Below are 19,568 nucleotides of genomic sequence, written 5' to 3' on the forward strand. Positions count from 1 at the left end.
AGGGCTGCGCATGACCGTTTACAAGGTCAAGGGCATGACGTGCGCCGGCTGTGCCCGTGCGATCGAGCGGGCGATCCGGAAGCAGGTCACCGGCAATCCCGCCGTAGAGGTTGATCTGGAGAAGGGTGAGGTGCAGGTCGGCAACGATGGCGATCCGCAGATCGTCAACTTTGCCATCGAGGGTCTAGGCTACCAGGTTGAAGCGGTCCGCTAGCACCGCCCTCGCTGGTGCAACAGCGGTTCGGGCACAGGGCTGACTCACCTCTGCCAGGCTTTTGGGAGGTCGTCATGGTCCGGCTGAAGCCTCTTTTTCCCCTTGGCGCACTCCTGCTCAGCACGCTGGCCGGCGCGTCAATCCGGGGAGGTCGCACAGCAGAGTGAGCAGTAGGTCTATTAGGCTGAAGCCGATGCGCTGAACATAGCCGCCGAGCTTCGCGACACCTACATGCGCGAGTGCCATCTGGCGAACAGCTCATCCGTGGCACCAAGTCGGCCAAGTAGTCGCTTCGCCTACATCTTTTCCTTGATCCCGGAGCTCACCAGCCACCAGTTCACCGGGTAGCTGGTCAGGAACCCAGCGACCATCGCGAGCTGCATAGCGAACCAGAACTCGACCGTGTTCACCTCGGCTCGATGCCCGAGAAGATGCTGGTAGAGATACAACTGGACGAAGGCCATGAAGCCGTACATGCCGACCTGCCAAGCGATGAGCGACAGGGTATCGGCCTTGAGGGCGGCGACAAGGCCCTTGCCCGGCGACAGCCCGCGCATCGGCACGATGGCGTAATACTGGAACACGATACCCAGGCCGAACGCGAAAAGGAAGTCGAGCACCCAGACCGCGTACATCTTCTCCGAGAACAAGCTCTGCCAGCCGAACCAGATCGCCACCGCCGGCACCAAGAAGGCGAGCCACTCGGCGGCGACGTCGCCCAGCATGCAGCCGCTGCCGCAGTGGAGCGCACCCTTGCCCACCATCACGGGGAAGGGCGTTTTCGTCATGTTCGGCGGCTTCTCGCCCCGCTCCTCGGCGTGGTGGTGCGCCTCCATCGTGGCGAGGCGGCCGTAGCGGTAGTAGGCCCAGACCACGGCGAGCGTACCGAACAGGGCGCTCACCGGCCAAACCACGTTCATCACGGTCATGTGCTGCGGGTGCCGGATGACCTGCATCGACAGCAGCAGCGAGCAGGCGGCACCGAGCAGCAGCGCGGCGATCGAGAGGACGTGGAGCCAAGTGGGGAACATGCGGCATCCTTCAGGGAACGCCAGTGCAACATACCCCCTATGGGTAGGGTTCCCGGACAGGTCACATCCCTTCGATGCCGGCCGCGGCCCGGCTCATCGCGGCGGATCCCAGGAATAGGGGAAGCTCAGCGAGTGCTGCAGGCCGGCCGTGACCCGGAAGTCCTGCCGTCGGTCGCCACCGAATCCAACGCCGACACCCCCGGTCAGGACCGTCTGCGGCGTGACGATGTAGCGGGCGCCGATCTCGGCGAGGTTCACCGCGCGGCCCCGTTCCCGGTCCGTCTCGCGGAAGACGTCGGCGACCAGGACCACGTTGTTCGATACGGGCTGGCTATATCCCAGGCCAACCCGGTAGCGGTCGCGCCGCTCGGCGTCGCGGCCGGTGGTCGGGTCGTAGTTGTGGAACCACGACGCGTTGAAGTGTATCCGGCGCGGCACGTAGCTGTAGGGCGACAGGCCTTCCGGGTCCGGCGTGCCGATGGACTTGGTTGCCAGAAACTTCAGCTCGGTCTCCGTGCCGCCGGCCATGCGGCCGTAGGGCGTGTTGACCCCGAGGGCCACCGCCATCGCAGGCAGCACTAGCCCTTCCTGGTTGAAGTTGTAGAAGCCCTGCGCCCGGAACGCGCCCTGGTCCGTGTCGCTCGCCGTGCCGACCCGATAGGGTGCCTCGACCGAGAGCTGGAAGTTCTTGAACGCGCCCCATTCCAGGCGTGGCACGGCCATCAGGCTGCTGGCGCCCCGCGGGTCGTTCCGGATGCGGTTGTATTGGAAGTAAGACTGCGCTTCGAGGCCGTTCTCCTTGATCGGATAGGCATCCTCGATGGTGATGGGCAGGCCCTCCTCCAGGTTGGAGTGGTCGGCGGCGAGCGACGGTCCGGCGGCGAGGGCGAGATAGGCCGCGACGACGGTGCGGGCAAACTTCGGCATGGCGCAGCTCCTCAGCGGACGGCGACGCGGGCCGGGCCTAGGCTCGGCTCGACGGTCATGTCGATGGGAGCCACGTCCGGGATGCGGGCGGCCTTGGCCTTCCAGGCATGGAGCATGTGCTCGACCATCATGGTCGGGGTCTCGCCCGGCTCCGTCGCGCCCGGCATCATCCGCATGCCGGGCGCGACCCGCATCATGGCGTCGTGGAGCGAGCCGGGCACCTCGCCGGGCTCGATCGCGAGCCGGCCGTTCATCATCATCTGGCGCATCAAGGCAGCCTTCTGCATCTTGGGGAGGCCGCCCGGGTACATCATCGGCAGCATCTCCATGAGCATGTCCATCATGATCATGCCCATGGCGCCCTGGGGCGAGCGCACCCAGGCCGGGTAGGTGCGCGGATCGAAGCTGGGATGAGGCTCGCGGAACCTGCGGGCGTAGGCGTCGTCGCCGGGCTGGTAGCCCATGGCCTCGATGACCCGGTACATCTCGGCCCGCTTCTCCTCGACCGTCCAGCCCTTGTAGGCCAGGATCGAGTAGGCGATGCCGTGGAGCATGTGCAGGTTGTCGAAGATGTTCGCGCTCTCGGGGCTCATCCGTGCGTAGCGCGGCATGATCTCGCGCGAGAGCAGCATCCGGCCGGGCCGGTCCGGCATGACCTCGCGGTACATGAGGTCGATGGTCTGGGCCATCCCGACCTCCTGGTCGCGGTTGCCCGAGATCATCTGCGTCTCGTAGGCGGCCGGATGCCACCAGTGGGCGACGTAGAACAGGCTCTGGTCGAGGGGGTAGAATTTCCGGAAGTAGTTGAAGTAGGGCTTCATCATGATGCCCGCCCGCCGCATGGTCACCTCTAGCGGCGCGACGCTGCGGGGCACGCCCGGCGTCTGCATGGTGAGGTAGTATTTGACCGCGCGGTCGGTCCAGGCCTTCTTCTCGGCCCACGGGATCTCGCGGAACGCCATCACGTCGTAGGTTTGCTCGTGATGCATGTGCGTCCAGTCGATGGTCCGGAACAGCGTGTGCATCGCCCGGTCGACATAGCTGGAGTAGTAAGGCATCTCCGGCTCGATGGCCGGCGGGTCGCGCAGCCATTCCTGGGCTTCCTTGTCGAAGCGGGCATCGACCGCGGCGTGGTCCTCGAACCGGGTTAGCTGCAGCAGGTCGTGCTGCTTCGAGTGGAAGAAGTGCATCCCGGCGCCGATCCGGTACGCCTTGTTGAGCCGGTAGTAGAAGGCGAGGTTGTAGGGCCCCCTAAGGAAGCTGACCTCGTTGCGCTGCTCGACGCCTGCCAGCGCGGCGGTGGCGCCATTGGGCGCTGCCGCCAGGGACGCGAGCGCGCCGGCGAGGAACGAGCGTCGTTCGAGCATGGCAACCTCCTGCGCTGATACCCTGGCAGGGTATTCCGGCCCGAATGCCTAGTGATGGGGGGACACGGCCTTCACTCGCCGGCTCCCGCGACGTTTTCCGTCATCGTTGCGAAACTGCCACGGACCGGCGGGCTGGACGGGCGCCGGCGGACGAACAATCTGGGCCGCTTGCGAGGCGGTGCGCCGATCGAGGGCCGCAGCCGCTTGCGCAGCGGAGGCATGCCCTTGAACCCGATCCATCACACCGTGCTGTTGACCGACGGCTCCACTCGGCTCATCGACCTACGGCAGGTGGCGAAGGTGGATGGTTGTACCTTGGTTCAGGGCAGTCCGCTGCTCGCCAAGATGATCACCATGGCCGACGGCACCATTCACCCGCGTACCTTCCTGATGCTGGGCCCGGTCCTCACCGGCTGCAGGCCCACGGCCTTGCCTGAGCGCCCGGAGAAGTCCGCCGGTACTCGTCAGACGACCTTGGCGACGAGGCGGCTCATCTCATCGGCGAGGCGGCGGCGCTCCGCTTCGGGCAGGTCTCCCGCGATCACCGCCTGCACCAGGGCCTGCATGTGGTCGCGCAGCATGTCGGACTGTACGCGTCGGAGCGCCGCGATGACCGCGTCGGTCTGGTGGGAGACATCGACGCAGTAGCGACCGTTCTCGATCATCTGCTGCAGGCCGCGCACCTGTCCCTCGATGCGGCGCAGGCGGGCGATCTGGCGGGTGTGGTCCACGGCCACGCCGCCGTGACTATCGTCTGCTTCGCTCATCTCGGGTCCGTACCACGACCGCCAAGATAGGCATCCGCCCGCGCCGCAGGAACCCCGGAGGCGTATTCAGGCCAGGGACAGCGCGTCGGCCGCGGCCATCTCGACGAAGGCGCGCGCGTCGCGGCGGCATGCGTCGGCTTCCTGATAGAGGGACGGCGAGCCCGGCGCGCGGCGTAGGCGTAACGCCTCGTCGAGGATGCGGCGCCAGCGCCCCTCAAAGGTGATCAGCCCGTAGAGGCCGGCTGCCGATTTCGACGGGATGCGCCACGTCGCCAAAAGGTAGTGCAGCCGGCACACGGCCAGCACGGCCTCATCCGATTCGCCGGCGGCATGGCGCTCCCGCAGGTCGTTCAAGGCATCCACCGCCCAGCCCGTCAGCGCGGCGGCGTCGAGCCAGGCCAAAGGTGGCGTCCCGCGCAAGGTGAGCGCATGGTCGGCGAGCGCGAGGCGGTCGACGGGTCGCCGCCGATGCCCGGAGAGCCGCTCGAAGCGTCCCGCACGGACCGCCGGGCCCGGCCCCCAGACGGCCGGTCCGTCCCAGTCCTCGCGCGCGACGTAGATCCCGTCGAGCGAGGGCTCCGTGTCAAGCGCCTCGTGCACCTGCGCGAGCGCGAGCGCACCTGCCCTGCCCGGGAGGCCGTCCGTCACCGCCACGAAGTCGAGGTCGCACCGACCCGGGACGAAATCGTCGAGCGCTGCCGAGCCGACCAGATGCAGGCCGACGACATAGCCCGGCAGCGCGGCGTCGAGCGCGGACAGGAAGCGCGCGGCCGCCTCCGCCACTAGCGGGTGCGGGTGCGGGTCGCGGTCGAGGGGCGGGAAGGGCGAAGGGGCGGGCACGGCTGCGTCTCAGTGGTGAGCGGCGAGCATCCAGACGGCCATGGCGACCATCATCAGGTTCTCGGTGAGCGAGACGAAGCCGAGCGGCACCTTACTGGACCCGCCGACGCAGGCGCACTTGATCTCACGCTTGTCGACGTAGACTGCCTTGAACACCGAGGCTGCCCCGACCGTGCCGATGAACAGGGCGACCGGGATCGACAGCCAGTTCAGGGCTCCCGCCACCATCAGGACGCCGGCGATGCCCTCCAGGAACGGGTAGGCGTAGGCGTAGCGCACCCAGCGCTGCCCGAGCAGGTCATAGCCCAGGAACATCGACGAGAAGCTCTCGACGTCCTGGAGCTTCAGCAGCGCCAGGACGCACATGCTGAAGGCGATGAACCACTCCGCTGCGCGCAGGGTCAGGGGCGTGCCGTAGGCGGCGTAGCTGGCCGCCAGCGCCATCAGCGCGGTCATGGCAAAGACCGCCACGACGGGCGTGTAGGTCGTCGCGTTCGGGTCGTTGGCTGCCTTGCCGAAGCGCTGGCGCAGGTCGTCGTAACCGCCGACGCGCTCGCCGTTGATGAAGGTCTGCGGCGTCGACTTGACCTGATGCTCGGCCTTGAAGCGGTCGGTCTCTGCCCGGTCGGTCAGGAGGTGGTCCTCGACCTCGAAGCCCTGCGTTCGAGGAGGTCCTTGGCCTTCAGGCCGTAGGGGCAGGTGTGCTCGGGGGTGACCATCCGATAGAGGGTGGCCTTGCGGGCGGCGGTCGCCATCGTTCGTCCTCGTCGTTCGGAGGGAGGGGAGGTCCCCTCCCGGTCTGGGTTCAGGCGGCCATTTTCCGGCAGCTCTCGGCGCAAGCCCGGCATTGCCGGACGCAGTCGTCCATGTCGCCGACCTGCTCGCAACTCCTGGCGCAGGCCTCGCAGACCTCCGCGCAGGCCCGGCAGGTGTGCTTGTGCTCGGGGGTGCCGATCAGCATGAGGTGCGCCGATGTCCGGCACATCTCCGCGCAGGCCATCATCAGCCGGAAGTGCCCCGGCTCGACGTGCTTTCCGCCGGCCGGGAGGCAGTGGGTCGAAGCCATGCCCAGGCAAGTCTGGTAGCAGCGCAGGCATTCGTCGATGCAGGACTGCATCTCTGGGCTCATGTGCGACATGTCGTACTCCGTCAATCTATATTTTAGGCGCGAGCATAGAAAGCACATATACGATAGTATATACGCTCTCCATCTCTTTATACAAACCAACGATGACCAACCAAGTTCAACCTTATCCGGAGACTCAAGCTCCATCTCTGGTCGGACTCTTCGCCTACTCCGCCGCCTGACCGTAACCGGCCTCAAGCCCTCGCACGTCCGCCTCCACCGTTCCGGGGTCCCCCGGCAGCCCCCAGCCCTTCACGAGCGCGTAGACGGCGGGGATCACGACGAGGGTCAGCACGGTCGAGGAGACCATCCCGCCGATCATCAGGACGGCGATGCGCTGCATCACCTCCGAGCCCGAGCCGGTACTCCAAAGGATCGGGACGAGGCCGGCCATAATGGCGACGACGGTCATCACCTTCGGGCGCACCCGCTCGACCGCGCCGACCATGATCGCGCGGCGCAGGTCCTCCCGCGTCGGGGGCCGGCCCTCCCGCCCACACGCGGCCCGCACCTCGTCCCAGGCGTGGTCGAGGTAGACCAACATGATCACGCCGGTCTCGGCCGCGACGCCTGCAAGCGCGATGAAGCCCACCGCCACGGCGACGGACATGTTGAAGCCCATCCACCAGAGCAGCCACACCCCGCCGACAAGGGCGAAGGGCAGCGACAGCATCACGATGAGCGTCTCGGTCAGCCGCCGGAAGTTCAGGTAGAGGAGCAGGAAGACGACGAGCAGCGTCAGCGGCACCACGATCCGAAGCCGCGCCTCGGCCCGCTCCAGGTACTCGTACTGCCCGCTCCACTGGAGCGTCGTACCTTGGGGCAGCCTGACCTCGTCGACCACGGCCTGGCGCGCCTCCGCCACGTAGCCGCCAAGGTCCCGGCCCGCGATGTCGACGAAGATGTAGACCGCGAGTTGCCCGTTCTCGGTGCGGATCGAGGTCGGCCCCCGGGTCAGCTCGACCTTGGCGACCTCGCGCAGCGGCACCGTGCCGCCCGCCGGCAACGGCACCTGCACTTCGTCGGCAATGGCCCGCGGGTCCGAGCGGAAGGTGCGGGGATAGCGCACGTTGACGGTGTAGCGCTCACGGCCCTCGACGGTGTTCGTCACGGCCTGGCCGCCGAGCGCCGTGGCGATGACGTCCTGCACATCGCCGACCATCAGCCCATAGCGGCCCAGCGCCTCCCGGTCGGGGGTGATGTCGAGGAAGTATCCGCCGATGACTCGCTCGGCGTAGGCGCTCGACGTGCCCGGCACCGCCCGGACGACGGCCTCAACCTGCCGGGCGACGCCCTCCATCTCCTTCAGGTCGGTGCCCAGCACCTTGATTCCGACCGGCGTGCGGATGCCGGTCGAGAGCATGTCGATGCGGGCGCGGATCGGCTGCGTCCAGGCGTTCGAGACGCCGGGGAACTGCAGCGCGGCGTCCATCTCGGCCTTGAGGCTCGCCAGCGTCACGCCCGGCCGCCATTCGGCCTTCGGCTTCAGCGTGATGACCGTCTCGAACATCTCCATCGGCGCCGGGTCGGTCGCCGTGTTGGCGCGGCCGGCTTTGCCGTAGACCGAGGCGACCTCGGGGAAGCTCTTGATGATGCGGTCCTGGGTGGCGAGCAGCTCGCCCGCTTTGGTCACCGAGATCCCCGGCAGGGTGGTCGGCATGTAGAGCAGGCTGCCCTCGTCGAGGTCCGGCATGAACTCGGAACCGAGTTGCCGCGCGGGCCAAACGGTCGCCGCCAGCACGCCGACGGCGAGCAGGATGGTCGGCACCCGTGCCCGCAGCACGCCGGCGATGAGCGGCCGGTAGAGCCAGATGAGCAGGCGGTTGAGCGGGTTGCGGTGCTCGGGGACGATGCGTCCGCGCACGAACAGCACCATGAGCGCCGGCACCAGCGTCACCGACAGGAGCGCGGCGGCCGCCATGGCGAAGGTCTTGGTGTAGGCCAGCGGCCCGAACAGCCGCCCCTCCTGGCTCTCCAGGGTGAAGATCGGCAGGAAGCTCACCGTGATGACGAGGAGCGAGAAGAACAGCGAGGGCCCGACCTCGCTCGCGGCCTCGACCAGGATCTCGACCCGCGGCTTGCCCAGTGGCGCCCGCTCCAGGTGCTTGTGGGCATTCTCGATCATCACGATGGCGGCGTCGATCATGGCGCCGACCGCGATGGCGATGCCGCCCAGGCTCATGATGTTGGCGCCAATTCCGAGCGCCTTTATCCCGGCGAGCGCCATCAGGATGCCGACTGGCAGCATCAGGATGGCTACCAGCGCGCTGCGCACGTGCAGGAGGAACACGACGCAGACGAGGGAGACGACGATGCTCTCCTCGACCAGCGTGTGCCGCAGGGTGTCGATGGCCGCGTCGATGAGTTGGGAGCGGTCGTAGACCGGCAGGATCTCCGTGCCGGCTGGCAGGCTCCTGGCGACCTCGGCGAGCTTCGCCTTGACCCCCTCGATGACGCTGAGGGCGTTGGCGCCGAAGCGCTGCAGGACGATGCCGCCGGCGACCTCGCCCTCGCCGTTCATCTCGGTGATGCCGCGCCGCTCGTCCGGCCCGAGCTCGACCCGGGCGACGTCCCGGACCCGCAGCGGCGTGCCGCCGGAGGTCTTGAGGACGATGTTTTCGATGTCGGCGACCCCCTTCACATAGCCCCGCCCGCGCACCATGAACTCGAACTCGGAGAGCTCGACCGTGCGGCCGCCGACGTCGGCGTTGCTCGACCGGATGGCGTCCCGGAGCTTGTTGAGGCTGATGCCTTGGGCGCGCAGGCGGATCGGGTCGACGACGACGTTGTACTGCTTCACGAAGCCGCCGACGCCCGCGACTTCGGCCACGCCCTCGGCGCGGGAGGCGCCGAAGCGGATCACCCAGTCCTGCAGGGACCGGAGTTCGGCAAGCGTCCGCTCCTTCGCCACGAGGACGTATTGGTAGACCCAGCCAACGCCAGTCGCGTCGGGGCCCAGCGTCGGCGTCACGCCGGCAGGCAGGCGGCTCGCCGCCGCGTTGAGGTACTCCAGCACCCGCGAGCGGCCCCAGTACGGGTCGGTGCCGTCCTCGAAGATCACGTAGACGAAGGACACGCCGAAGAACGAGAAGCCGCGGACCACCTTGGCCTTCGGCACCGTCAGCATGGCGGTGGTCAGCGGGTAGGTGACCTGGTCCTCGACGACCTGGGGCGCCTGTCCCAGATACTCGGTGTAGACGATGGCCTGCACGTCCGAGAGGTCAGGGATGGCGTCGAGCGGCAGGGTCCGGAGCGCCAGCACGCCGGCCGCGACGGCGAACACCGTCCCGACCAGCACCAGGACGAGGTTGCGGGCCGACCAGCCGATGAGGCGCGCGATCACGGCTTGCCCCCAGCGTTCGACGCCTGCCGGTCGTCCTTGGCATCTTTCGGGGCGGCCAGGGACTGGAGCGCGGCCTTCAGGTTGCTCTCGGCGTCGATCAAGAAATTCGCCGCCGTGACGACGCGGTCGCCGGCCGCGACGCCCTCCCGGACCTCGATGTAGCCCTCGCCGCGGACGCCTACCTTCACCTCCTTGGGCTCGAAGCGGCCCTCGCCGCGGTCGAGGAGCACGACCTGGCGCTCGCCGGTATCGATGACCGCGTCGTCCGGGACCGCCATGACCGGCTTGGCGTCGCCGGTGGCGATCTCGACGTCGGCGTACATGTCGGGCAGGAGCGTCCCGTCCGGGTTCGGCAGCTCGATCCGTACCCGCGTGGCCCGGGTGTCGGGGTTCACCTGCGGGTAGATCACCGCCACCTTGCCCGAGAAGGTCCGGCCCGGGGACGAGCGCAGCCGCACGGTGGCGGCCTGGCCCACGCGTACCGAGGCGAGGTCGCGCTCGGGCACGTCGGCCAGGACCCACATCGTCGAGACGTCGCCGATGCGGAACAGGGTGTCGCCGGCAGCCGCCTTCATGCCCTCGATGGCGGTCCGCTGCAGCACCAAGCCATCGCGCGGCGAGGACCACGTGACCGCCATCGGCACCTTCCGGGTGCGCTCCATCTCGTCGATGACGGTCTCGGAGACGTTCAGGTTCTGGAGCCTGCGGCGCGCCCCGTCGAAGCCGGGGTTGGCGATCAACTGGGCCGCGGCCGCGTTGATCTCGGGCGAGTAGACGTGGACCAGGGCCTGGCCCTTCCGGACACGGTCGCCGGTGGTGACGTTCTCGACGTGGTCGACGTAGGCGTCGGACCGGGTCGCGATGACGGTCACCCGCCGCTCGTCGAGGGCGACCGTGCCGGGCACGCGCACCGGTTGCGCCACGACCCGCCGCTCGGCGACCTCGGTGCGCACGCCGGTGCGCTGGACCTTGCCGGGCGAGACGGTCACGACGTTCCCGCCCTCGTCCTCGCCCGCGTAGACGGGGATGTAGTCCATCCCCATCGAATCCTTCTTCGGCACCGGCGATGTGTCCGGCAGTCCCATCGGATTGCGGTAGTAGAGGATCATGCGGGCGCCCCCGGCGGGCTTGGCGGCCTCGCCCTGGGCCATGCCGTGCCCGGACATGACGTGCCCGGACATGGCGGACGGCATGGCGTCGCCCTCGTCGGGGACGTCGAAGCCGACGTCCTCGCCGGCGCGCACCGCACGGAACTCGCGCCCGTCCCCGGTGGCCATCAAGGACGCCGAGTAGACCGGTTTCCCGTCCGGGTCCCGGTAGTAGAGCACGGGACCGGCCGCCTTCTTCGGCGCCGGGACTGACGTGGCGGCATGGCCCGAGACGGCCGGAAGCCAGCCGGCCACGCGCTCCCGCACGTCGTCGACGAGGCCGGGGACCAACTCGGATCGGACCCGTTCCACGAATGCCGGCACGGTGGGTGTCCCTTGCCCGGCGACGTAGCCGACGCCCCCCGCCGCGAGCGCGGCGAGGGTTCCGGCGAGCCATGCCGACCGGATCACTTGACGGCCTGGAAGACGAGCCGGTCCTCGACCGTGCCGTTCTCGCCCTGGACCTTGGCGCCGAGCGACAGCCGCCAGTTGCCGGCCATCGTCAGCTTGGTCTTGAAGCGGTAGACGCCGGGTTCCGTCGAGGGGAGCTGCTCGATCTTGGTCGTCATGGTCTCCATGTCGTCGGGGGCCATGTCGAGGCGCTTGGCGAAGATCACGGCGTCGGGCACCGGCTTCCCACTGCGCTTGTCCACGAGGCGGACGGCGACCACTGCCTCGCCCTGCTTCATCTCCTTCTGGGTGAGCTCGAAGGCGTAGTCCTTGATGTCCGCCAGCGCGGGCACGGTCAGGGCCGACGCCGACAGCACGGCGCCGAGCAGCGCGGCCGGCACGGCGCGCGCGAAGGGGTTCTTGGTCACGGGTGATGTCTCCTGAACGCGATGGATGGCGGCGCGCGGGCGCGCGTCACCGTGCCGGCACAAGCGCCGGCGGCATCGATTTCAGGCTCGGGGTGGCTCGGGGTACGGCGTCCCGTGCACGCTGGCGAAGGTCGCGGGAGTCGGCCAGGACGCGCTCGCACGGATGGCGACGGGCACCGGGACCGGCACCGCGGCGGGCAGCAGCGAGGCCACGCTCGCCAGGCACAGGGCCATCAGCGGGCAGCCCTTGGCGCAGTCCGGCTTCGCGGCGGCGGGTTTGGGGCAGCACGGCATGTCGTCCATGTCCATGCCGGACATGTCGGCCGCCATGGCCGCGTAGTGACCCATGGCGGCGTGGTCCATCCCGGCCATGCCGGAGTCGGCAGGGTTCGGCGTGTGATGGCCCTGCCCCATCGACGCGAGCATGCCCGCAGTGGCCGCGTGGGCGGTCACCGGCGTCAAGGCGAGGCTGAGGACCGCCAGGAGCGGCAACAGTCGCCGAAGGGCGAGCCAGAACGTCACGTATCCAGGATGCCAAATTCCGGGCCGGCGCGAAAGTCCGGCCTGATGTCTCAGGAACGGCGGACAGGCCGGTTGGTTGCGCCCGCGCTCAGGCGGGCTCGGCCGGATAGCCGGCCTCGGTGATGGCCCGGGCGATCCGGTCGGCCGGCACCACGACACCCGACACTGTGACCAGCTTCGCCCCGAGGTCGACCTCGACGCCGGCATCCGGCTCGATGGCTTGCACGGCGCGGGTCACCGACCTGGCGCAGCCGCCGCACCCTATCTTCTCGACCTTCAATCGGACCATGACGCTCTCCTTCGAACAACGTCTTCACCAGATGGGGCTTCCTACCGTTGGAAGGTCAAGGTCCGGAATGATGTCCTAAAGCCGGGGTCTGCACAACCCGGACAGGCTGTGCGGTCCTGGAAGCGACGGAGCAAACGTCCGGTTTCGGAAAATTACTCGGCCGCGCATAAATGGCTGCGTTGGGTCGGTCGCGGAATGTCCGCTTCCGGTTGGAAGGCCGAAAGCCCGTTCGCATCGGCCAAGGACTGGGCGGAGCGGGTGAACATCGATCATGCCGTCATCCAGGCATCCGCCCGTACACCGACCTGACGCCCAGCCTCCGACCTCAACGGCTTCTGTCTTCGGAGACCCAGTCAGCGCGAATCTATAACATTCCCTGATATCAGCGAGGCTGCACACTCGGGCTGCCCATTTGACGAGGCCGGCTTCGAGCCAAGGGACGACGTTCGTCGTCGCCAACCAAATCATCGTATCGCGTGATCAAAACTATCGATACGTTCCGTTGGAGCGAACGAATGAACGCGGTCATGGTCGTGGCAGATCCAGTCCACGAGGTGCACGCACCATGCCCGTAGCAGCCTTTCTCCGATCACGCGCGCTTGCCCTGTCTTCCATCCTGCCCGGCCTGACCCTTTGCCTCGCGGTGACAGGCGTCGCCCTCGGGCTGGAGAGGATCGAGGAGCATATCTCCGGCCGTGTGTGGCTGGAGGCGCTGGTCCTCGCCATCGTGCTGGGTACGGCCGTCCGCACGGCCTGGAACCCGGGTCGGCGCTTCGCTCGCGGGATCGCGTTCGGCGCCAAGACCGTCTTGGAAATCGCCGTCGTCCTGCTCGGCGCCTCGCTCAGCCTCGGGACGCTGCTTGCGGCCGGGCCGGGGCTTCTCGTCGGCATCGCGGTGGTGGTGGCCCTCGCCATCGCGGCGAGCTACGGCATCGGCCGGGCTCTCGGGCTGGCCCCGCGTCTCGCCATCCTCGTGGCCTGCGGCAACTCGATCTGCGGAAACTCGGCGATCGCGGCGACGGCCCCGGTGATCGGCGCGGACGGCGAGGACGTCGCCTCGTCCATCGCCTTCACCGCCGTGCTCGGCGTTCTCGTCGCTCTCGGCCTGCCCCTGCTCGTGCCGCTGCTTGGACTCTCGCCGATGCAGTACGGTGTGCTCGCGGGGCTCACGGTCTACGCCGTGCCGCAGGTGCTCGCCGCAACCGCCCCGGTGGCCGCCCTCAGCGTCCAGGTCGGCACCTTGGTCAAGCTGGTCCGCGTGCTGATGCTCGGGCCGGTGGTGCTGGCTCTCTCGCTCGGGACCAGCAGGCTGCGCGCGGGGACGGGCGTGACCGTGCCGCACCCCACGGCCGGCGAGCGTCCCGCCTCGAGCCGGATGCCGCTGCACCGGCTGGTGCCGTGGTTCATCCTCGCCTTCCTGGCCCTGGCGGGTCTTCGCTCGGCGGGGCTCGTTCCCGAGGCGGCCCTGCACCCCATGGCCACGACGGCGAACGCGCTGACCATCGTGTCGATGGCGGCCCTGGGCCTCGGCGTCGACGTGCGCAGCGTCGCCAAGGCGGGACCGCGCGTCACCCTGGCGGTGGTCGCTTCGCTCGCCGCCCTCACGGCGGTGAGCCTCGGGCTGATCCGCCTGCTCGGCATCGCCTGACAGAGGCCTGCCACCCGGCGCGTCCGCGCGCGTTGAGCTCCGACCTTCTGCGATAGAGACACCCGATGTCGAGCTTGACAGAGCGTATGGCGCGCCTGATCGTTCATGGGAAGCGCCCCTACAACGCCGAGCCGCCGCTGCCCCGCCTGCGGGCCCGTTACCGGACCCCTGCGGAAGACTTCTACGTCCGCTCCCACGGCGACCTGCCGGAGATCGACCCCGCCGCATGGCGTCTGTCCATCGACGGCGCGGATGTCGGTCCCCTCGATCTGCCGCTGGCGGATCTGCGCACGCAGTTTCCCGAGGCGACCGTCACGGCCACGATGCAGTGCGCCGGCAACCGCCGCGCCGACATGCGGGCGGTGGCCCCGGTCTCGGGCGATCCCTGGGACGGTGGCGCTATCGGTACGGCTGACTGGACCGGCGTCCGCCTCGGCGACGTCCTGCGTGCGGCGGGCGTGGCGCCAGGAGCGAACCTCCACTCGGACCTCCACGTCGCGTTCGAGAGCCACGATGTGGTGGAGGGCCAGCCCTACGGCGTCTCGATCCCGCTCGCCAAGGCGGTCGCCGACGAGACACTGCTGGCCTTCGCGATGAACGGGGCACCGCTGTTGCCCGAGCACGGCTTCCCCGTGCGGGCCGTCGTGCCGGGCTTCGCGGGCGTGCGCAGCTCGAAATGGCTGCGGCGCATCACGGTGCAGGACCACCCCTCGACCAACCCGATGCAAGCCGACGACTACAAGCTGTTCCCGCCGGACGTGACGGCCGAGACCGCCGATCCTGCCAAAGGCCACACCATCGAGACGATGCCGCTCAACGCCGCGATCTGCGAGCCCGCGCGCGGAGCCCGGCTCGAGGCGGGCGAGACCACCGTCCGCGGGTACGCCATCGCGGGAGACCGGGCGGTCGTGCGCGTCGATGTCTCGGGCGATGGCGGTCGGTCCTGGCATCAAGCCAGGCTGGAACACGAGGCTGGCGCTCCCTTCGCCTGGACGTTCTGGGAGATCGTGCTGGACCTACCGTCCGGCGAGCGCGACCTCGTGGTGCGCGCCTGGGACGCCGCCGGGCAGACCCAGCCGGCGCGGCCGGACGAGACGTGGAACTTCAAGGGCTATCTCAGCGCCTCCTGGCACCGTGTGCGGGTCGAGGTCGCCTGAGTGACCGCCCCCATCAGGGTGCGGCACGGATCAGGTCGAGCAGCGCGTCGGCGGCGCGACTGCGGTAGCGCTCCTTGTGGCGCAGGACCTGGAAGGTCCGCGTCGGCAGGGCGAAGGGCACGGCGACGAGCGCTTCGGTTCGCAGCGAGGGTCCGACCACCGCTTCGGACAGAACGCTCGCCCCGGCCCCTGCCACGACGGCAGCGAGGACCGCCTCGTTCGACGGCAGTTCGAGGGCAACGGTGAGTACGTCCGGTGCGATGCCCAGCGCAACGATCGCCGCCTCGAAGGCGGAGCGCGTGCCCGATCCGGGTTCGCGCAGCACCCAGGAGACTGAAGCGAGATCGGATCGTCCCGGCCGCGCGCATCCGGCCAATGGGTGGCCGGGCGAGACTACGAGGACCAGCCGATCCTCGGCGATCGGGGTGCTCGCGAGGCTGCCGTCGTCGATCGCGCCTTCCACGAAAGCGAGTTCCGCCGTCCCCGCCCGCACCGATTCGGCGGCCTCCGCGGTATTGCCGATACTGAGCCGCAGGATGATGTCCGGATAGGCCGCCCGGAAGGCGACGAGGTGCCGGGGGAGCCAGTGGCTGGCGATGGTCTGGCTCGCCTGGATGGACAGCGTACCGCGCCGCAAGCCGCTGAGGTCCGCGAGTACGAGTTCGGCCGCCTGGGCGCGGGCGAGCACCGCGCGAGCCTCGCTGAGGAAGACGCCGCCCGCCTCGGTCAGTTCGATGCCCCGGCCGACCCGGTGGAACAGCTTGACGGCGTGCCGGGTCTCCAGGGCGTTGATCGCGGCGCTGACCGCTGACTGGACGAGGTTCAGCGCCTCGGCCGCCCGCGTGACGTGCTGGCGCTCGGCGACCGCCACGAAGATGCGCAACTGGTCGAGGGTCATGGCGTCTTGGGCTCGGCGGAGGCCTTGGCCGGCGTGGTCCGGCAGGGTTCGAACGCACGCGTCACCGCGCGCCCTCGCTCTTGCCCGAGACCTGCGCATCGACCGCCTCGGCGACCCGGAGCAGCCGCGCCTCGTCCGTGCGGGCCGTCACCACGTAGGACATCCCGGCATCGATCCACGAGAAGGCGGCCACGTCGTCGGCGCGGGCGTAGCGGAACACGCCGCGCCCGCCGGTCGGCCCGGCCCGGCTGTAGAGCGTCAGGCGGGTGCCCTGGTCGTCGTCGTACATCAGCATCGCCGCCGGCTCGTCTCCGGCGGGAAGCAGGCGCCCACCCATCAGCCGGAAGCCCTGCGCCCGCAGGTCCGGCACGGTGACGGAACGGCCCAGGCGCGCGCTGAGCCATCGTACGAGGTCGGTCGAGCCGTCGGCGCGGACCTCGACCGGATGGGCGGCCTCGACCACGTAGGTGCGGAAGGCGGAGACGGCCGCCTGCGTCATCGGTTCGGCGGGTGCGCCCGGGCCCGGCACGGCGCCGCGCCCGACCCATCCGGCCGCGCCGCCGAGGGCGAGCAGGAGCGCCGCCGCCGCGGCGTTCGGCCACCAACGCGGGATGGGCCTCCTGCGCGGACCCGCGAGGTTCGCGATGCGCAGGCGGGCGGGGATCGGCTCGTCCGCTACGGGCGCGAGGCGCGCGCGCAGGCGGTCCCGCACCTCCCGGTCGGCGGCGACACGGGCGGCTGCCTCCGGATGCGCGGCGAGCCACGCCTCGACGCGGGCGCGGCGGCCCGGATCGAGCCGTCCGTCCACGAAGGCGTGCAGGTCGTCCTCGCCGACGGGACGCGGGTCGGACGCGGTCATTTCACCCTCCGCAGATGCCCAGTGACGATCGTGGGGGCCTGATCGAGGAAAGCGCGCATGCGGCCGCGGGCCCGGCTGAGGCGCGACATCACCGTGCCGACCGGGACCGCGAGCACGGCGGCGACCTCGGCATAGGACATGTCCTCGACCGCGACGAGGAGCAGGACGGACCGCTGTTCCTCGGGAAGTGCGGCGATCCCGTCGAGCACGTCCCGCGCCCCCAGGGCCGCCTCGGGATCGACCCCGGCCTCCGCGATCTCCATCAGCGCCTCCGGGCCGACCTCGATGCCCCGGCGGCGGCGCACGCCTTCGAGGTAGCGGTTGCGCAGGATCGCGAACAGCCACGCCCGCAGATCGCCCTCGCGGCGCTGCGGCCAGGCGCGGATCGCCCGTTCCAGCGTGTCCTGGACGAGGTCGTCGGCTGCTTCGCGCTGCCGCAGCAGCGCGGTCGCGTAGCGCCGCAAGGCCGGAATCTGCGGTTCGATCAGGACGGCGAGGACGTCCAAGGGTGGTCTCCGGATCGCGGCTACGGCGATGCCCGTGCCGCCGTTCGGAACAGAGATGCCGGAAGCGCCCGAACTATTCCAAGCCTCGCCCCGGTAAGCTGATCACGCATCCGTGACCGATTGACCGGGAGCGCCGGGGAATATCCCGGCCTGGCCGGCATCTCTCCCCGCGTGACCTCGACACTGCGGGAGAGACCATGCGCGGAGCACCGACGGCGATCCTCATCACACTGCTCATGGCCGGAGGCGTCCTGGGCGGCGGGATGATGATGCGCACCGGGCATGCGGAGACCGCCCCCGGCGGCTTCGATGCGATGATGGCCCAATCGATGGCGCGGATGCACGCCGACATGGCGGTGGCGCCGTCCGGCGACCCCGACCGGGACTTCGCCGCCATGATGATCCCGCACCATCAGGGCGCGATCGAGATGGCCAAGGCCGAACTCGCCTACGGCCGCGACCCGGTCCTGCGCCGGCTCGCGCAGGGCATCATCGTCGAGCAGGCGCAGGAGATCGAGGTCATGCACCGCGCCCTGGCCGAGCGACCAGCCGCGCAGACCCCACTGACGCAGCCGCCGGCCCGCCACCATCACTGAGCGGATTGCCGTCCCCCGTCCCAACCATCAGCGCGAAGAGACCTCACGATGCGACATCTCATTCCGGCGGCCCTGCTGCTCGCCCTTCTCGGCGGAACCGCCTTCGCGGGCCAAGCGCCGGGGTCCGCCTCGGCGCCGGACGTGCCGGTCGGGCCCCGCGACCGGTTCTATACCTCGGACCAGTTCTCCAACACGGTCTCGGTGATCGATCCCGCCGCCAACACGCTCCTCGGCGTGATCCGCCTCGGCGACACGACCCCCGCGAACCTGAGCCCACTCTATCGCGGCCAGCTCCTCGTGCACGGCATGGGCTTCTCGCCCGACCGCAAGACGCTGCTCGCCGTCTCGATCGGCTCGAACTCGATCAGCTTCATCGATACCGGCACCAACACGGTGCGCCACACGACCTATGTCGGTCGCTCGCCGCACGAGGCGTTCTTCACGCCGGACGGGCGGGAGGTCTGGGTCAGCGTGCGCGGCGAGGACTACGTCGCAATCCTCGACGCCGGGACGGGCCGGGAGACGGGCCGGATCACGGTGCCGAACGGGCCCGGCATGACGATCTTTTCGCCCGACGGGCGTTACGGCTACGTCTGCTCCAGCTTCAGCCCCGAGACGGTCGCCATCGACGTGAAGAGCCGGGAGATCGTCGGGCGGATCAAGCAGGAGAGCCCGTTCTGCCCCGACATCGCGGCGACGCCCGACGGCAAGCAGGTGTGGTTCACCCTCAAGGACGTCGGCCGCGTCCAAGTGTTCGAGGCCACGCCGCCGTTCAAGGCGCTCAAGACCATCGAGACGGGACCGATCACCAACCACGTCAACATCGCGCGCACGAAGGCCGGGCAGTTCGCCTACGTGACGGTCGGCGGCCTGAACCAGGTGAAGGTGTTCCGCACCGACGACTTCTCGCAGGTCGCGACGATTCCCACCGACGCGCTCCCGCACGGCCTCTGGCCCTCGGGCGACGGTTCGCGGATCTATGTCGGCCTGGAGAACGCCGATGCGGTCGCGGTGATCGACACCGGCAGCAACGCGGTGATCGCCACGATCCCGATCGGCCAGGGGCCGCAGGGCGTAGCCTACGTCCCGGAGGCGGTGCCGGAGGGGGCCGGCGCGCCGAACCTCCAACCGCTGGGCGCGGCGGGCCAATCGAGCACGCTGACGCTCGCCGGGCCGGACGGCAAGGCGGCGACGCAGGTCACGCTGTTCGACCAGGGGGTGCTGCAGACCCTGCAGGCGGCGGTGACGGGCCTCACACCGAAGAAGCCCTACGTGCTGGCCCTCTCGGCCGATCCGAAAGGCGCCGGGCCGCTGGAGCCGCTGGCCGCCTTCATGACGAACCCGGCGGGCGCGGCCATCGTCAACGCCGTCGGCCCGATCCGGCAGGTGACGCAGAACGCAAATGCGGCTGCGCGGCGCAGCCTCGTCATCGTCGAGGGCAAGCCCGGCGAGACCGGCGCCACGATCCAGACCCAGGCACCGCACTGACGAGACGAGGGGGCGGTCGCCGGA

General features: G+C 69.5%; 19 protein-coding genes and 1 pseudogene. 5 read left to right on the plus strand and 15 right to left on the minus strand.

Features of this window, described 5'->3' with window-relative positions; genetic code table 11:
• Positions 1-10: 10 nt before the first annotated feature.
• Complete coding sequence (locus MTDSW087_RS03595) at positions 11-214, plus strand: heavy-metal-associated domain-containing protein (protein WP_003599734.1); 204 nt, start codon at positions 11-13, stop codon at positions 212-214.
• Positions 215-510: 296 nt separating this feature from the next.
• On the opposite strand, the gene MTDSW087_RS03600 is transcribed toward MTDSW087_RS03595, so the two are convergent.
• The 12 genes and pseudogenes from MTDSW087_RS03600 to MTDSW087_RS03655 all read right to left on the minus strand — a co-directional run bounded on the left by MTDSW087_RS03600 (position 511) and on the right by MTDSW087_RS03655 (position 12,392).
• Complete coding sequence (locus MTDSW087_RS03600) at positions 511-1,245, minus strand: DUF4396 domain-containing protein (RefSeq protein WP_003599736.1); 735 nt, start codon at positions 1,243-1,245, stop codon at positions 511-513.
• A gap of 93 nt (positions 1,246-1,338) precedes the next feature.
• Entirely contained in the window at positions 1,339-2,172 is an 834-nt protein-coding gene (locus MTDSW087_RS03605) for a hypothetical protein (protein ID WP_144760277.1), read from the minus strand.
• Between the two features lie 11 nt (positions 2,173-2,183).
• Positions 2,184-3,539, minus strand: a complete 1,356-nt coding sequence (locus MTDSW087_RS03610) for a hypothetical protein (protein ID WP_003602725.1) — start codon at positions 3,537-3,539, stop codon at positions 2,184-2,186.
• 464 nt (positions 3,540-4,003) lie between these two features.
• Entirely contained in the window at positions 4,004-4,306 is a 303-nt protein-coding gene (locus MTDSW087_RS03615) for a metal-sensitive transcriptional regulator (RefSeq protein ID WP_003602727.1), read from the minus strand.
• Positions 4,307-4,372: 66 nt separating this feature from the next.
• Positions 4,373-5,146, minus strand: coding sequence for an aminoglycoside adenylyltransferase domain-containing protein (locus MTDSW087_RS03620; RefSeq protein WP_003602728.1), 774 nt, complete (start codon positions 5,144-5,146; stop codon positions 4,373-4,375).
• A gap of 9 nt (positions 5,147-5,155) precedes the next feature.
• A pseudogene (locus MTDSW087_RS03625) lies at positions 5,156-5,901 on the minus strand (MauE/DoxX family redox-associated membrane protein).
• Positions 5,902-5,951: 50 nt separating this feature from the next.
• On the minus strand, positions 5,952-6,284 hold the full coding sequence (locus MTDSW087_RS03630) for a four-helix bundle copper-binding protein (protein WP_003602731.1): 333 nt from the start codon (positions 6,282-6,284) through the stop codon (positions 5,952-5,954).
• 154 nt (positions 6,285-6,438) lie between these two features.
• On the minus strand, positions 6,439-9,615 hold the full coding sequence (locus MTDSW087_RS03635) for an efflux RND transporter permease subunit (protein WP_144760280.1): 3,177 nt from the start codon (positions 9,613-9,615) through the stop codon (positions 6,439-6,441).
• Positions 9,612-11,174 (minus strand): efflux RND transporter periplasmic adaptor subunit, encoded by a 1,563-nt coding sequence (locus tag MTDSW087_RS03640; RefSeq protein WP_144760283.1) that lies wholly within the window; start codon positions 11,172-11,174, stop codon positions 9,612-9,614. The genes MTDSW087_RS03635 and MTDSW087_RS03640 overlap by 4 nt, the downstream gene beginning before the upstream one ends.
• On the minus strand, positions 11,171-11,581 hold the full coding sequence (locus MTDSW087_RS03645) for a FixH family protein (protein ID WP_003602734.1): 411 nt from the start codon (positions 11,579-11,581) through the stop codon (positions 11,171-11,173). The genes MTDSW087_RS03640 and MTDSW087_RS03645 overlap by 4 nt, the downstream gene beginning before the upstream one ends.
• Before the next feature lie 81 nt (positions 11,582-11,662).
• Positions 11,663-12,103 (minus strand): hypothetical protein, encoded by a 441-nt coding sequence (locus tag MTDSW087_RS03650; RefSeq protein ID WP_144760286.1) that lies wholly within the window; start codon positions 12,101-12,103, stop codon positions 11,663-11,665.
• Between the two features lie 88 nt (positions 12,104-12,191).
• Positions 12,192-12,392: a heavy-metal-associated domain-containing protein gene (locus MTDSW087_RS03655; RefSeq protein ID WP_003602736.1), complete on the minus strand. Its 201-nt coding sequence runs from the start codon at positions 12,390-12,392 to the stop codon at positions 12,192-12,194.
• A 565-nt stretch (positions 12,393-12,957) separates the two neighbouring features.
• On the opposite strand from MTDSW087_RS03655, the gene MTDSW087_RS03660 reads away from it, so the two are divergent.
• Positions 12,958-14,040, plus strand: coding sequence for a YeiH family protein (locus tag MTDSW087_RS03660; RefSeq protein WP_003602737.1), 1,083 nt, complete (start codon positions 12,958-12,960; stop codon positions 14,038-14,040).
• A 65-nt stretch (positions 14,041-14,105) separates the two neighbouring features.
• Positions 14,106-15,197: a molybdopterin-dependent oxidoreductase gene (locus MTDSW087_RS03665; protein ID WP_003602739.1), complete on the plus strand. Its 1,092-nt coding sequence runs from the start codon at positions 14,106-14,108 to the stop codon at positions 15,195-15,197.
• A 13-nt stretch (positions 15,198-15,210) separates the two neighbouring features.
• Here the strand turns inward: MTDSW087_RS03665 and MTDSW087_RS03670 are convergent, their stop codons facing one another.
• From MTDSW087_RS03670 to MTDSW087_RS03680, 3 genes are all read right to left on the minus strand, one after another.
• Complete coding sequence (locus MTDSW087_RS03670; RefSeq protein WP_003602742.1) at positions 15,211-16,095, minus strand: LysR substrate-binding domain-containing protein; 885 nt, start codon at positions 16,093-16,095, stop codon at positions 15,211-15,213.
• 61 nt (positions 16,096-16,156) lie between these two features.
• Positions 16,157-16,954 (minus strand): anti-sigma factor family protein, encoded by a 798-nt coding sequence (locus MTDSW087_RS03675; RefSeq protein ID WP_144760289.1) that lies wholly within the window; start codon positions 16,952-16,954, stop codon positions 16,157-16,159.
• A complete protein-coding gene (locus tag MTDSW087_RS03680; protein WP_144760292.1) occupies positions 16,951-17,460 on the minus strand; it encodes a sigma-70 family RNA polymerase sigma factor in 510 nt (169 codons plus the stop codon). The genes MTDSW087_RS03675 and MTDSW087_RS03680 overlap by 4 nt, the downstream gene beginning before the upstream one ends.
• Positions 17,461-17,657: 197 nt before the next feature.
• Between MTDSW087_RS03680 and copM the strand changes: the two genes are divergently transcribed.
• Together copM and MTDSW087_RS03690 are read left to right on the plus strand one after the other, a co-directional pair.
• On the plus strand, positions 17,658-18,056 hold the full coding sequence (gene copM / locus MTDSW087_RS03685; protein WP_003605583.1) for a CopM family metallochaperone: 399 nt from the start codon (positions 17,658-17,660) through the stop codon (positions 18,054-18,056).
• A 48-nt stretch (positions 18,057-18,104) separates the two neighbouring features.
• Complete coding sequence (locus MTDSW087_RS03690; protein ID WP_144760295.1) at positions 18,105-19,544, plus strand: YncE family protein; 1,440 nt, start codon at positions 18,105-18,107, stop codon at positions 19,542-19,544.
• The last annotated feature ends 24 nt before the right edge of the window (positions 19,545-19,568 follow it).

This window comes from Methylobacterium dankookense, assembly GCF_902141855.1.
Classification (GTDB): Bacteria; Pseudomonadota; Alphaproteobacteria; order Rhizobiales; family Beijerinckiaceae; genus Methylobacterium; species Methylobacterium dankookense.

Coding starts and splice junctions, on each gene's coding strand:
- MTDSW087_RS03595 (WP_003599734.1), top strand. CDS start 11: ATGACCGTTTACAAGGTCAAGGGCATGACGTGCGCCGGCTGTGCCCGT.
- MTDSW087_RS03600 (WP_003599736.1), bottom strand. CDS start 1,245: ATGTTCCCCACTTGGCTCCACGTCCTCTCGATCGCCGCGCTGCTGCTC.
- MTDSW087_RS03605 (WP_144760277.1), bottom strand. CDS start 2,172: ATGCCGAAGTTTGCCCGCACCGTCGTCGCGGCCTATCTCGCCCTCGCC.
- MTDSW087_RS03610 (WP_003602725.1), bottom strand. CDS start 3,539: ATGCTCGAACGACGCTCGTTCCTCGCCGGCGCGCTCGCGTCCCTGGCG.
- MTDSW087_RS03615 (WP_003602727.1), bottom strand. CDS start 4,306: ATGAGCGAAGCAGACGATAGTCACGGCGGCGTGGCCGTGGACCACACC.
- MTDSW087_RS03630 (WP_003602731.1), bottom strand. CDS start 6,284: ATGTCGCACATGAGCCCAGAGATGCAGTCCTGCATCGACGAATGCCTG.
- MTDSW087_RS03655 (WP_003602736.1), bottom strand. CDS start 12,392: ATGGTCCGATTGAAGGTCGAGAAGATAGGGTGCGGCGGCTGCGCCAGG.
- MTDSW087_RS03660 (WP_003602737.1), top strand. CDS start 12,958: ATGCCCGTAGCAGCCTTTCTCCGATCACGCGCGCTTGCCCTGTCTTCC.
- MTDSW087_RS03665 (WP_003602739.1), top strand. CDS start 14,106: ATGTCGAGCTTGACAGAGCGTATGGCGCGCCTGATCGTTCATGGGAAG.
- MTDSW087_RS03670 (WP_003602742.1), bottom strand. CDS start 16,095: ATGACCCTCGACCAGTTGCGCATCTTCGTGGCGGTCGCCGAGCGCCAG.
- MTDSW087_RS03675 (WP_144760289.1), bottom strand. CDS start 16,954: ATGACCGCGTCCGACCCGCGTCCCGTCGGCGAGGACGACCTGCACGCC.
- copM (WP_003605583.1), top strand. CDS start 17,658: ATGCGCGGAGCACCGACGGCGATCCTCATCACACTGCTCATGGCCGGA.
- MTDSW087_RS03690 (WP_144760295.1), top strand. CDS start 18,105: ATGCGACATCTCATTCCGGCGGCCCTGCTGCTCGCCCTTCTCGGCGGA.